The following is a 14,168-nucleotide window of genomic DNA, read 5'->3' on the forward strand; positions in this document are numbered from 1 at the left end:
AGTTTTACCATTACACCCTTTGTTCGGTAACTAACGTCAAACTAACCCATTCGCCTTTCTCGTTGTAGCTGCGAATCATCCGTTGGCGCAGGTTTGGCTGGATTAACCAACCCACTTCCAGAAAAAATGATTGACGTAACTGCACTTTAAGAGGAGAAGTTGCAGAAGCACCATCTGGTAACATTAATACTTGCACCGACTTTTGGGGATTTTGATCAAAAAGAATAATAGAGCCTTTGATGGTAGCAATTGAGGTAATTGTGTGTTCTGCAAAAGAAAGACTTTGAATTAATTGCCCAGCATCATCAAGTTGTAATTTTAAGGCTGTAGAGTAAGTCTCAGGCGATCGCCAATCTGGATATATTGTCACTGCTTGACCTTGCCATTCTCCCAACAAGTCATTAATCTGCAAAGTTGGGCGTTCTGCTGCTGGGGTTCCCGCTAGATGTTCTCGAATTAAGATTAGTTCCTTTAGCTGACCGGTCTTATCAAAGAGTTGCACCAGACGCAAGCGGCGATTTTCATGAACAAAGGCAAGTTCTCCACCAAATTCGGAAAATGGCCCTAGCTGAATTAAACCTTCAGAAAACGAACCATTTTCAAAAAATAGCAGACCCCCTCCCACAGAACTAAATTCTCTGATCAAATCTTGTCCCGAACGGCTGAGACTTAGACGCACTTTCTGGCTATTGTTTAAATATTCTAGGGAAAGACGGCTAGGAGTATCGTTTAAAAGCGTCCCTTGAGGGGAAAAATTCGTAAATGAACCTTCCCAAACACCGAGATTCTGCAAAAAACATTCCCATTGCGATTTCATAGCGATTTCTCCCTTTGTCTCCCCATCCCCTTATACCCACTGCCTAACCTTTAGCAAAACGTCGGACAGCAAACAAGCTTCCCATTAATCCTACACCTGCACCGAAACTCAAAAGAATCAAAGGCAATAATAAAATTTCTGCTGGAGTGAATTGCACCTTGTTGGTGATGGCTTGGATAAACTCAGGTTGATTGACTAGCAACTTACCGAGAAACTGTTGAATTACAGAAATAAAACTCCAAGCGATCGCACCACCAACTAAACCAAAAGCAATTCCTTGTAAAATAAACGGGAGGTAAATCCAAATAGAAGTTGCTCCCACAAGTTGCATAATTTCAATTTCCTGGCGACGCGCCATGACAATCAGCCGAATTGTAGTAGTAGTGACTGCGATCGCTGTTAAAGTCAGAATAATTGTAATTGTTAAAGTAATCCAGTTCAAACCTTGGTGCAACTGGGCAATACGTTTGACTGCTTCATCGATATACTGCACCGTTTCAACTCCTGGTAACTTAGCCAACTGGGTTGCTAAATTGGGCACAACTTGAGAATTACGTGCTTTAACTTTCATTTCATCAACCAGAGGATTCTCACCTAGCTGCTGAGTAGCGCCCTCAATATCAGAAATTCTCATTTCCTTAACTAACTTAGTCCAGGCTTCTTCTTTCGTAATGCTTCGTATCCCCGCCACCTCTGGCATTTTGGCGATTAGTAGCTCAATACTTTCGATTCGCGTATCTGGTTCGAGATAAACTGATACTTCTAGCTGGCTACCAAACTGATATAGTAGTTTTTCGACTTGCCAAGAGGTTTGCAGACTCAAGCCAAATAAAAATAGTAATACCGTCACAGTACTTATAGCTGCCCAATTCATCCAACCTCCCCGCAGTAAACCGAGGAAAGTTTCTTTGAGTAGATAGTCAAGTTTTGTCAGAGATTTAAACACAAATCACCTCAAAATTAGAACTTACAGCTATTTTCAGGTAAATAGACCATGTAGTAGGGTTGCAAGGTCTTGCGCCCCTACGACAGATATGATGCAAATACATGAAAACTGCAACGCTAAGGCGCTAAGTTCAGCCCTTGCGTCTTGGCGTTGATAACACCACTATTTATAGTCAATGGCGCAAACTTTGCCAATACATCAGGTTTGAAGCTGATGTGGGCCTAAATTATATAAACACTCTTTACGGTCGTTAACTATTAACTGTTGACGGTTAACGGTTATCAGTCATCGGTCATCAGCCTTCACATAAATATTCAAGTTAAATGCGTAACAGCTTATCTCTTGCTACTTCCTTCCTGCCATCGGTGAGAGGTTAAGGTAATTGCACGTTTGTCAAGAGGGTGCAAAAAAGGGGATAAATCCAGCTTGGAGACTGCCTTTTGTAGAGCTTTGACCAAAGAGGCAGGGGAGCAGGGAGCAGGAAGCAAGGGAGAAAAATACTGGAGTTACCCTGCCACAAGGGTTTCAAGCCCCTCTCTTGAAAAGTTTACTACGGCGGGAAACCCGCCTACAGAACTTTTCGCTAAATTTATTTATGGGATATCTCCCCCCTGCCCCCCGCCCCCTGCCCCTTGTCCTCTTCGTTGACCACTCTTGACTATTTTGGATAGTCAAAGGAGAGTTAAAACAAAGATTCAGCTTCCATGACCACCAATGCACAGAAGCTGAAACCTTTATCTAGTCTTACTTTTAAAATGGCTCAGGTCGGAGTTGAACCAACGACCCCAAGCTTATGAGTCCCTTAGACATCTCCGAAAACTCTTGTAAAGACGTTGCAATGCAACGTCTTTACAAGAGTTTCAGGTAACGCATAATTAATTTCTGGAGATGTTTCTTTAATAAAGCCAACTATATAAGCATTTCAACTTTAAGTATTTTATTTCATAGCCAGGTAATAGTCAATACCTGTTAATATAATCTTATTATATTAAGTAATTATTGACACTAATATTTTCACTGAGTAAGCTTGATACAGCTTAGTAAGCTGTTCAAAACTCAGCAACAGATTTACTAACCTTATTCAATCAAATGATTAAATGATTAATAAAAAACAGTAACCATGAGTTATATCAATCATTTAAATAAATTGTAGCCTCATCATTTTCAGTGTAACTATCATTACTATTTATTCTTTTCCAGCCATAAGCAGCTAGAGCTAATGACATAACACAATCAGTAGGTAAGCCTTTATCATCTAAGTTGTAGAATCTAAGCTCAGTTTTAAGTTGCTTTAGTCTATCCTGCTCATCGTATGGGATAACTAGTTTAGATTTATCTAAAACTCCTGCAAGATTAGATAGCATGAGAGTTTTATGATTGTGCTTATTATTTATAGAAATTCAGCTCTCTAGTATTATTCCTGACTAGAAGCTGAAACCCTTATGTGGTCTTATTTTTAAAGTGGCTCAGGTTGGAATTGAACCAACGACCTCAGGCTTATGAGTCCCGCGCTCTAACCAACTGAGCTACTGAGCCATATATCTTCAAATCATAAACTAGTATAGCATACAAATTTGCTCAATACTAGAATTTTTGCAAATTTCTTACAGCTTTCATCCCTGTTGAGTTTATAGAAAGCAAAAGAGGGAGGTAAACTCCCTCAACAAAACAAGGCAATGATTTAGTTACAAAAAGGCAAGAAATTATATGCGATCCGGTAACATGGCAATTGGGTTAACGGCTCCCTTGCCTGTCCGATGGATTTCAAAGTGGGTGTGTGGCCCAGTACTGTGACCAGTGCTACCCATTAAAGCAATTGTTTCTCCTTGATTCACCTGCTGACCAGGTTGCACCAGAATCTTGCTGTTATGAGCATAGCGAGTCGTGCTGCCATCAGGATGGCGGATTTGAACCAGGTTTCCGTAGCCACCATTGTTCCAGCCAGCTTTTTCTATCGTACCCTCTGCTGAGGCGACAACTGGAGTACCAGTGGAGTTAGCAATGTCAATTCCCTTGTGCGGTCTTCCCCAGCGCATACCAAAGCCAGAGGTGAGAGTGCCTTTCGCCGGCCATGTGTAAGCTAAGGTTGAGGAAGATGGAGGAGGTGTAAGTTCGTCAATGGGTCTGGGCAAATATTGATCCACTGCTGCCAAAGGCGGTACGATTTGTGGAGAAACTGTGGTTCCCCGCATCTTTCCTAAGGAATCAGAGGCATTTACTCTTCCAGAAGGAGTTGCAACATTTATGGGAGATGGAGTGCGAACGGGAGTCCACTGACTGGCAGACCCCAGATTAGGCAAGAACTCTAGGTTTACTGGTTCGCTAGGGCGTACAGTAGTACGGAATTGAGGCTTAATTGGCTGAACGCTATAGTTAGATTGAATGGGTGTCGGAACTGGAATTGGTATCGCTACACTATTCTGTCGAGACACGGGATTAGGTACAGTGAAATTATTGGGAGTAGAAATAGGAGTGACCATCGCAGTATTATTAGCTTCGGTAGCTGCTGCTGGCACAACTAAGTTCCCAGACTGTTGAGCGCGATATTTCTGCTGTAACCTCTGGATTTCCGCTTGTAAGCCCCGCAAACGGTCATTGTTGTTATTGTTTGCCCTTGCTACCCTATTTGTTGGTGTTTTAGGCTGTTGCATTTCGGCAAAAGCTGTTGGCACTGGCCCATCACCACCGACGCCATAAGACCTAGCCTTGGGGGGGGCTGTTTCCAAGTCGGTTGCACTATTTGCCTGAATCTGAACAGTTACTGGTGCAGGGACGGTAACGCTACTGTTGTCGGCAATAATTGGTGATGGTGAAGTAGGTAGATATGAGTTAGCACTACCAATATTCACAGGGGAGGTGGCTACTTTTGGAGTTTTGCTGGACTCTACAAAAGTGGGAGTCGCTACAGTTGCTTCAACTTGAACAGCAGGAATAACTAGTTTTTGACTAATCCGCAGTTCATTTGGATTATTGAGGTTATTTGCCCTAACTAGTTCTGCTACTGAAGTGTTGTGTTTGCTGGCGATCGCTGCTAGGGTGTCTCCAGGCTTAACTTCATAAGCTGTTAGAGTTGAGGCCGCAATAACTGTTGGTGTAGCTGGTACAACAAATGCACTTGTCTGTGTCTTCTGTTTTAACCGCGATATCAGGTTCGCTTTGCTTGTATCGCCAGAAGTGTCAGATTGGGCTAATACAGTATTCTCAACTACAGTTGTTGGCTGTGCTAATTCTATATCAGCTTGTGATAAATTCTTGGTTTCCCCAGAACGTAACTGTGCCAGACTGTTTCTTAAACGGTTCGATTTTTCTTGTAAGCGATTTAGTGCAAACTCTTGTTGCGCCTTAAGCTGTGCATTTATTTCACTGTTTGCTGCCCCAGATGTTGCTACTATTTGTGGCTGGGCAATTAGTGATGCATTTGTACTACCAGCACTATCAGCACTATAGTCAGACAGATTATTGACTGTTGGGAAACTAGTTTCAGCTAACGTATTGTTCAATCCCTGTGCCAGTTGGGGCTTCAGGTAGGTGGAGTTTTTATAAACTGCTGTTGCTTGAGAAAAAGTGTTTGATGGGGGAACTTGCAAAGATATTCCATTGGCAGCGACTTGCCATTTAGCTTCAAGCCCAGGCACTTGTGAGACTGCCGTTGGTTCCACGATCACAGGATTTTCCGGCACGCTCGCTGATGAGACTGCTTGGGACTCCAGCTTTGTGGAGGCAAATTTCACCTCAGTGTCAGGAACAGCAGGAATCGCTGAGGTTGCCTTTTGGCTGCCTACTGGCACCGCTGCTTGGGCTTGATCGCTTTGTCGAGTCACCAAAAGGCTGGTTGCTCCCATAGAGATTGCCAAGCCAATCATGGCGGCTTTTGTCCGCACCCGGCGGTTAACTTTTGGATTCATCACATTTAGCAGTTCTACCGGGGCTTCATCGCTGCTGGGGTTATTGTTCAACACAGCTTTTACTCTCTTTTTCAATGCTCGTTTCAAAGACGACCTCCTATGATCACTAGCGCTTAACTGATCTCGATTTTTCAGTTGGATACTAGTCAATGATTTAGATCACAACAAACGATAAATCAAGATCACATTCACCAGAGATGCTTACGCAAGATTAACCTGCTTCTCTGATTTAGACAAGTTCACACCTGTTAGCAAAACTTAAAATTTGCTCTGTTTACTTGTCCGAACCACTCCTAACACCACTTAGGAAGTTTTGCTCTTTCCCTTTGTCCGCGCTTGTCTTGCGTCAATCGCGGGGACTGGACAAACTACTTGCCAAGTCCATAGTCGCTGCTGAGAATTAACTGCGACTTCTGGAAAAGTCATGCCCCCTGCTGTAGATATCTTCAAGATATTTCTACCCAATCAGTCTTCTCAACACGAGACTTTACGTTGATTATTCCCTAAAAAACAACCGTATGAACTATTGGCTACTTTTAGGCTGGTTTTTGGCGTTCACTTGGCAAAAATAGCTCAAACGTAAGATGTGACTGGATTTTAGCGTGTTTGTTCCCTCACTTAGGATGTTTCAAATTCATCAAAATCTATCATTCAAATTTGACAATATCCGAAGTTTTATATACAAATTTCTTATAACAACCTTCCTGAGCTTGTAAGTATCTTCCACTACATTTTGCAGATAATCTCAATTTTCGGTATATTGTTTTACATATTCTTGCTGTCACGGAAAAAAAATTTGCTGCCACAAATAAATCGTCAAATAGGTTTGTGAACTTATTCTAAGTAAATATACTTATGAGTATGAAGGTAAGCAACTATTGTAAATAGCCTAACTGACGACGAGTTTCAAATAAGCCGATTGCCACGCTCACTGACAGATTCAGACTGCGAACCCCTGGTTGGCTCATGGGAATATAGAGAGTAGCATCGCAATCTGACAAAATTGCTGGTGGTAAGCCTGTGGTTTCACTACCAAACAACAGCCAATCATCAGGTTGAAACGGAAAGCTTACATAATTAAAATTTCCAGCAACTGTATAACCCAACCATCTGCCTCCACGCTCCTGATGTACGAGTTTAAAGGCTTCCAGCGATTCGTGATAGTGTAACTTGACATAAGGCCAGTAATCTAAGCCGGCTCTTTTGAGGTAGCGATCGCTAATCTCAAACCCCAAAGGCCCCACCAAATGCAACTCTGTACCCGTAGCTGCACAAGTACGCGCAATATTACCTGTATTAGGAGGGATTTGTGGGTTAACTAAAACTACCTGAGGCATTATCCGTATAGTTTGCGTATTGTATAAAACAATTTGTTGTCAATGTTAAATCTACCAAAAGGCAGAGGCTATTCATAGGTTTTGTTAATAATAATCAAGCATGCTCTACCGATTAGATTTTTAAAACGAAGTACAAACCCTCCCAGAGCAATGCCTGAAAGGATATTTGGCTAAAACCAGAAAATATTAAGTTTTATGTAGAAAACCTAAGTGTTTGTGTCTTTTAAGGCTGGTATCTCCCAGAAAATCTATCATTTGTGTGAAGACGAGAGTGGGGAGTGGGGAGATGAGGGAGCAGGGGAGATGAGGGAGCAGGGGAGGCAGGGGGAGAAAGAATAACTAATGCCTAATGCCCAATGCCCAATGCCCAATGCCCAATGCCCAATGCCCCTTGAGTTAAGCCATTAAGAACGAACACAATTTGTCTTCGAGTTCAATTTCGCGTTCTTGGGTGGCGACAATAGCCTGGGTAATGACGCGGTGGCTGTCAAAACCGACTGCGTGTAGTTGCAACCACTGTTGAGCTTCATTGCCTTCGCGGAGGATTTTTTGCAAAGGGGAAAGGAAACAACTAAAGGCTTGTTGTTTGGCGATCGCCCAAACATCCTTGTACATTTCAGAAATCCAATCTCTGGCTAGGATACTTCTGCCATCTTGCCAATGCCTCAAATGAGCATCAAGACTACCAGTAGCAGCAGCAGCTTCGTTCTCAGCAGTCAGGGTGACGAGTTCTTGGTGAGAGAAGGTACTTTGAGTTAAGGGATCGATGCTGGGATTTTCGATTATTTGCAACAAACGCGCTTCTAATAAGGCAGTAATGGCTAGCAAGGCAATAGGATCTGTGACTAAATCGCAAATTCGCAATTCTAGGCGATTTAGATCATAAGGACGGCGATCGCCATTTGGTCGTACTGATGCCCACAAATGCCGCACGTTTTGCATGGTTCGGGCAACTAGTTGATCTTCCACCCACTGGATGTGATCGGCGTGGCTGGAAAATAAAGGCACATGGCTAGGCGTTTGCGGAAATACGCCCCAACGGGTGGAGTGATAGCCAGTAGTTTTGCCATCAAGGAAGGGAGATGAGGCGCTAAGGGCGAGAAATAGAGGTGCTTCCATACGGATCACTCGACACGCCCGCATTAGTACTTCTGGGTCGCTGATGCCAACATTGATGTGGACGCTGGCAGTGACTACTTTTGTCCCGTAGGTGTTCTCAATGTAGTCATGATAGGGGTTTGCTGGGTCGGAACGGAGAAAGCGATCGCTCCCACCCAAAGATAAAGTACTCCCAGGTATGAGGGTGTAATCGCCCAAACGATTGAGGTAGTTTCGCAACTCCCGCCGCGGACGCAGCAAGGCACACAATAAATTTTCGTAATTATGGGATGGTTCGGTTATGTATTCCACGTTGCGGCTATCTGGCTCCCGCATAAATCCATCCAAATCCGCAACAATTTTGTCGGAGAGACCAACGATTTCACCTTGAGGCGTGCCAGTGTAAATTTCAATCTCAAAGCCTTTTAATAAAACCACCTTGTTCTCCTCGGTCTCTGCCTATAAATTGTATCGAACAAGACGAATCTCTGGATCTATCTTTAAGTCAATAAAAGGTTAAGAATCATTTTGTTGATAATTCATACTAAATCAGGACGACGGATTTATAGGCTGTCTTTTAGAGAATTATTATTACTGAAGTAGGAAAAATATACTAGTTGAATTTACGCACTGTAGAATTCGGCATAATGTATATTCAAAAATCTGGTTATTTCAAACAGTTAATTTAAACCTAAGATTTACGTAGTATGTTTGTTTTATCTTAGGTATATTGCGAAATAAACTTATCAGGGGAATCACTATTTTGGGCAATATTGAGACGTAGAAACTGCGCCCAGATTTCATCACTAAGTAAGTTTAAAGCAGTTTTGGGATTGTTAATTGCGATCGCGCCGATAACTTTCCGCCATCCCTGTTGCAATTGCTCAATAAAAGCCTCTTCAATAGAAACTTGACTCAGTAACGAAAGTGCAGTTTTAAAACTTGCTGAATCACCTGATAATTTTTTATATTTTAACCCCTGTAGTGCTACATTCAACCATATAGGTAAAAGTTCAAACCAATTATTTTTCTGTATCTCTTTGAGTGCAATATCTTCCATACCTAGCGCACCCCACACACATAAAGACTCTACAGCCAGTTGAGAATCACGGTTTTCTAGAGCATTTCGCCATAATTTTTCAGCGTGATTTTGGAAGCGATTAGCAAGAAATTCATAAGCTTCCTGGACTTGATGTGGAATTGTAACTTTATAAACTGACTCACCTCGTGGTAGATAATCGCCGCGATAAGATAACCAGTTATGAGATCCGCAAAGATGGATTTGTTTATCAACTATTACTTCTTTAACATGGGAATCTCCCAACCAAAGAACCTGTACAGATGGTAAACCATCAGGTGTTTTGATAGCTCGAAGTTTTTTCTCTACTTCTGGTGGAATTGGTTTATCTTCATCTTCTTGTCGCCGCGCAATTCCATGTCCAATTAAAATCCGAACTCCGCGATTAGCTAATTTCTGTAATAAATTTAGGAATTTTTCATTGACAACTGCCTGATTAACCCAAGGAGAATAAATTAAAACCTGACTTTTAGCCGAATTTAAAACTTCTGAAAAAGCTAGGCTAATTTGTCCATCGCGTAACTGTACAGCTTCACCCAACGCTTTATAGTTATCTTCCTCACTGGTGGCTTTTGCGGCAGCTTCTAGCGCCTTTTGGCGAATCTTTTCAAGTCTAGCTTCTATCTCAGTATTTTTCTGCTTGAGAATGGCTTCACGTTCAAATTGATGGTTTCGGTTGATAATTTGCATAATGCTTGCAAAGATATTTTACCTTCAGTATGTAGCACTTCTAACCAATTTGATGCTGACTCTAAAATTTGCTTTCCATTTCTTATTTGAATGCTCAATTTATCTTCAAGAGCATCAAAAATAACGAAAAGCGATATTTTTCTCCAGATTTTTTGAGTCGAAGCTAGTACCTTATAGGAAGTGACAATCTTTCCCTCTTCTGGTACATGAAGTGCTAAATCTGAAGCTTGAACACTTTTTGGATTTCCTCAAGGGGTAAGGAAGCAATATCAGCAATTGTATGATCAATAGTGATAAAGTCTGCCAAGTCAGGTAAAGTTATCGTTGTCTCGTTTAAGGATTCAGATTGAAAGGTTATCTTGTCGCTTAAAGGATCTGTAATAGCATAAATTTGTATAGGATATGGCGGCTGTGGTACAGACCCTTTTTCATAAAATGAGCGACCTTCAGCAGTAACAGTAAGTGGTGATGTTGGTGATAGAGTTTGTAAGCGAACGAAGAGTTGTAGTAGTAGTTTTAATAAATACAGAATCAAGCCCAAGTACAGAGGCTAATTCATCCTCTGTTGGCGGAGGTTGAAATTCAATAGCGGCGCGGATGATAAATTCTTCGAGTACGTTAAACTGGCGGGGTTCCTTGATATTTACTTCTACCTGAGTTTGCCGCAAACTATAACGGAATTCACGCGCTGCTAACACTGATAAACTAGGACTTTGTACTTCTATTTCGTCTACCAATTTTTTGATATTTTCATCAATCGGTTTAGCAGAAGAGGCGAGAAACATCAATGAAACCTCCATGTAGACGCACGATATTTGAAACTTCAGAATACATACTTCCAACTTGTCCACGCTGCTGAGTAAATAGCGAATGACAACCCACTATTACTAATAGTTCTTGAGCGCGGGAAAATGCAACATTAACTCGTTCTGGCTTCTTGGCAAATCCCACATCTCCTCTACTATTATTGCGAACCATACTCACAATTACAACAGGTCGTTCCATACCTTGAAATCGGTCTACTGTACCAGTAGTGATTTGTAGCGAGGGGAAATGTTTAGATTGCAGGCGTTCATCAATTTTTCTAAGTTGAGCAACATAAAAAGTAATCACGGCGATTTCTTTTTTTGGTTCACCATTAGCAACTCTAGAAGCCCAAGTAGCCTCGAACTGCTTACACAAAATTTCAATCGCATCAATTTCTGGAATATTATAGAATGAAGTTCCTGTACGTTTCTCTTGAAACTCATTATTTTCAGGCGTTTTTACCCAAATAAGATGCTTAGATTGTTGGATGATTTCGCCTGCTAAATTATGTTCGCGTTTTTTATCCGGCTCTAAAATACCACATTCTAGTTTACCATCATAAAACTGATTTATTGCCCCCATAATTATCGGGTGCATTCGATATTGAATATTTAACATTCGTTTGATGCTATCATTAGCACTTTCAAACTGAATTTTGAACAGTGACTCTTGCAATAATTCTAGTTCTGCATTTGTGCTGCCAATCTCTTGAGAAACTTCTTCTAAAGTCTTCGTGTCGAGCATGGGTGGTAATTGTCGATGGTCGCCTACCATAACCAATTTTTTGCCTTTCAAGGCGGGGATTAATAACTCTGGAGGAGTACATTTACTCACCTCATCAATAATGACGACATCAAAGTATTTAAATTCTTCAGAAAAACCTTTATTTGCAGCTTGAACACAAGTGATACCAACGACATTGGCATTATCTAAATAAATACGCCTTAAATTAGTGCGTAGGCGTAGCCCGCCGCAGGCATCGCCTTCCGTTGGCTGTCTTAATTTTACTATCCAATCTTGGACAAATTGCTGATATCTATTGAGATAAAAATCTTCATTTTTGAGTTGCTGTTGCCAATATTCAAATCGAGTCTTGATATTGCGTAAAAATTCCAGATTAAACAAGTCTGTAGAATCAAGTTCCGGCTTGAATTTACTCGGTGTAGTTTCCCAAATTGACTGCCACCAAGTTCGTTCATTTGAAATATATTCTAATTGCTGCCGTAATTGCTCAACAATTATCTGTATTTGACTTTGAGTTTCTATAAATTGCCTTTTGTAGGTTTCCGTTGTTTTCTGCAAGCTAGTAATGCGAACTATGAGCAGGTCTTTGCTAGTGGAAAGTGTAGCAAAAGGATCGATTAAGGAAATTAAAGTATCAAGTTGCTTGGTGCGATTTTCCCAGTCCCGTATTTTTGCTGTAAATTGTGGGAATTCAGTCAGAATATTTGAGGAATTATTGAGGTATCGTTGCACTAAAAGTCTTAATTCATTGGGTAAGTGTGGAAAGGATGAAAGTTCTTGTGAAAGTGCGATCGCTCTTTGAAATTTGAAGTGAGTTTCACTGCGAGAAGTTTCTAGCTGCTCTTGATTAAGAAATATTTTTTGCTGCTCATGAGATGCAAACCTCATCTGTTCATTTAATTGAACCTCAAGCTGGATTTGCTCTATTTCTGTTTCAGCCTCTAGTTGCTTCAGCCATGTACGCGCACTCGTAACTATACCATTAACCACCTCATCTGTAATTTGGGAGATAGCTGATTCACTTTCAACAGGTTGAACTCTTTGACGTATAATCTGGGCTTGTCTCCTAATAGCCTCAAGAGTTACCACCGCACCATAACGGCGGCTATATGGACGTAACTTTTGAGCTATGAAATCCAAACTTGGCTGGTTGACAGCAAACGCAAGTATCCATTCGATAATCCAACCCCAGACCCCTAGTGGTTTCTCAATGTCATCGATGCTATTTTGTGCTAGTTGCTTCAGCTTTATGAGGGATTCCACAGGGTCTAGCGCTTTACTAACGCTCACCTGGGAAATGGCAGCTTCATCGATTGAGCGATTACCTAATAAGCGATTACCTAATATATTTCGTCCCCGCACAAGTAAATCTCTGATTTCAGTAACCCGACTGCGTACCCTATCCCATTGGCGATAATTTGGAATTAATTCATTGACTTTTAACTGACACTGATCAATACTCTGTTGCCAGGGTAGATATTGATCTGCGATCGCCATGCTTCGTAATCCCGAAGGTAATGAGATTAAGTCAACTGTAAAGTCTTGACGATTTTGTAAGCACTCTTTCAATACATTGGCAATATTTAAATTAGCTGTAGACAGCCATATATCAAGGTCACTTATTGCTAAATTGACCTCAGATTCACGGTTATGTAAATTCTTAATTCTTTGGTGCAAACTCTGCTGGTTTGCAAGCAATTGTTGGTGATTTGACTTTAGGCGAGCAAGAGATTCTGAATTTTGTGTGTAAGTTTGTGCAGCTAACTCCGCTTCGGTCATTGCCATAGCTATATCACTGGCATAAGCTAATGCTGTACGAACTTCAGCAATCCAAGAAGCTACAGTCTTCTGCAACCAACCAGCTAAACCAAATAAACTATGATTTGGTTGAACCATACCAAGTTCAGAAGCCAAATTAATTGCTAACCGAAGATTTGCAGCAAAGTTTCGCAACGAAGCGTCTGTAGATGTGTATTTATTCAGACCAGCCCACAAATTAAGAAGTGCTGGATCTTGCCAGTCTACTGAAGGTGCTTGATTTAGCAATTCCTCTAAAGCAGTTTTCAGAGATTCAACCTCGCCTAGTTGAGATGCGGCTTGATTGTATTCATTTTTTTGGGTCGTACAAGTTGACTCTAAATTAGTTTTACGCGTCTGTAATAAATCCTGCTCTCTCTTAAATACCTCTTCTACTTTCAGGTATGCTGTGAATCGTTGTGATGATGCCAACAATTGACGTAAAAATTTTACATTATCGAGGCGTTGAGCAAGATTTTTTTCGCAGTCAGTAGCAGTATTTTCTAACCATGTGCCAATCACTCGATCTTCTAAAAATGGCTGTCCTTGTACCCCAACTTTTTTGGCGTTTCCCTTTCGCACAGCCCGAATCACTGGGTTATGAACTAATCGACTCAGGACATTATCTACTGCTAAATTGGCTTGAGAAGTAATTAGAGTGCGTCCACCCCGTAGAGCAACTTGATAGCAAATCTCGGCAATTACGGTAGTTTTACCAGTACCTGGTGGCCCTTGAATTAGAACTAAATCCTCAGCTGCAAGCACCATTTCTACTGCTGCTTTCTGACTTGGATTAGCTGAGGATAACAACAAATCCTCTGGTTGCAATTCGACAGTTTTTTCAATAGGTCTTGCTTGGGAAGCGTCGAATAAAAAGTTTCCTAAATAGGGATTTTGGGTATGTCCCTGTTTTACAGTGCTTCCCGCTATTATGCAATACAGCTTTTCT

9 protein-coding genes and 1 tRNA gene are annotated in these 14,168 nt (G+C 41.3%); all 10 read right to left on the reverse strand.

What is annotated here, in order from left to right:
* Positions 1–10: 10 nt before the first annotated feature.
* Positions 11–817 (reverse strand): DUF3598 family protein, encoded by an 807-nt coding sequence (locus tag ANSO36C_RS08835; protein ID WP_251959223.1) that lies wholly within the window; start codon positions 815–817, stop codon positions 11–13.
* A gap of 43 nt (positions 818–860) precedes the next feature.
* Complete coding sequence (locus ANSO36C_RS08840) at positions 861–1,763, reverse strand: cell division protein FtsX (protein ID WP_251959224.1); 903 nt, start codon at positions 1,761–1,763, stop codon at positions 861–863.
* A gap of 1,130 nt (positions 1,764–2,893) precedes the next feature.
* Positions 2,894–3,127, reverse strand: a complete 234-nt coding sequence (locus ANSO36C_RS08845; RefSeq protein ID WP_251959225.1) for a hypothetical protein — start codon at positions 3,125–3,127, stop codon at positions 2,894–2,896.
* 98 nt (positions 3,128–3,225) lie between these two features.
* Positions 3,226–3,299: transfer RNA gene (locus ANSO36C_RS08850), tRNA-Met, on the reverse strand.
* Positions 3,300–3,466: 167 nt separating this feature from the next.
* Positions 3,467–5,755 carry a peptidoglycan DD-metalloendopeptidase family protein gene (locus tag ANSO36C_RS08855; protein WP_251959226.1) on the reverse strand — a complete coding sequence of 763 codons (2,289 nt, stop codon included), beginning with the start codon at positions 5,753–5,755 and terminating at the stop codon, positions 3,467–3,469.
* Positions 5,756–6,543: 788 nt separating this feature from the next.
* The gene (locus tag ANSO36C_RS08860; protein WP_251959227.1) at positions 6,544–7,005 is read right to left on the reverse strand and encodes a tRNA (cytidine(34)-2'-O)-methyltransferase; all 462 of its coding nucleotides are present in this window, start codon (positions 7,003–7,005) and stop codon (positions 6,544–6,546) included.
* 396 nt (positions 7,006–7,401) lie between these two features.
* Positions 7,402–8,541, reverse strand: a complete 1,140-nt coding sequence (gene gshA, locus ANSO36C_RS08865; RefSeq protein WP_251959228.1) for a glutamate--cysteine ligase — start codon at positions 8,539–8,541, stop codon at positions 7,402–7,404.
* A 283-nt stretch (positions 8,542–8,824) separates the two neighbouring features.
* Positions 8,825–9,871, reverse strand: coding sequence for a phospholipase D-like domain-containing protein (locus ANSO36C_RS08870; protein WP_251959229.1), 1,047 nt, complete (start codon positions 9,869–9,871; stop codon positions 8,825–8,827).
* Between the two features lie 446 nt (positions 9,872–10,317).
* Positions 10,318–10,656, reverse strand: a complete 339-nt coding sequence (locus tag ANSO36C_RS08875; protein ID WP_251959230.1) for a hypothetical protein — start codon at positions 10,654–10,656, stop codon at positions 10,318–10,320.
* Complete coding sequence (locus tag ANSO36C_RS08880) at positions 10,634–14,047, reverse strand: AAA domain-containing protein (RefSeq protein ID WP_251959231.1); 3,414 nt, start codon at positions 14,045–14,047, stop codon at positions 10,634–10,636. Before ANSO36C_RS08880 ends, ANSO36C_RS08875 begins: the two co-directional genes overlap by 23 nt.
* Between the last annotated feature and the right edge of the window lie 121 nt (positions 14,048–14,168).

It is taken from the genome of Nostoc cf. commune SO-36 (genome assembly GCF_023734775.1).
GTDB lineage: Bacteria > Cyanobacteriota > Cyanobacteriia > Cyanobacteriales > Nostocaceae > Nostoc > Nostoc commune_A.

What these genes read in the sequence shown, in the direction of transcription:
- ANSO36C_RS08870 (WP_251959229.1), bottom strand. Translation starts at nt 9,871, where the DNA reads ATGCAAATTATCAACCGAAACCATCAATTTGAACGTGAAGCCATTCTC.
- ANSO36C_RS08875 (WP_251959230.1), bottom strand. Translation starts at nt 10,656, where the DNA reads ATGTTTCTCGCCTCTTCTGCTAAACCGATTGATGAAAATATCAAAAAA.
- ANSO36C_RS08835 (WP_251959223.1), bottom strand. Translation starts at nt 817, where the DNA reads ATGAAATCGCAATGGGAATGTTTTTTGCAGAATCTCGGTGTTTGGGAA.
- ANSO36C_RS08845 (WP_251959225.1), bottom strand. Translation starts at nt 3,127, where the DNA reads ATGCTATCTAATCTTGCAGGAGTTTTAGATAAATCTAAACTAGTTATC.
- ANSO36C_RS08860 (WP_251959227.1), bottom strand. Translation starts at nt 7,005, where the DNA reads ATGCCTCAGGTAGTTTTAGTTAACCCACAAATCCCTCCTAATACAGGT.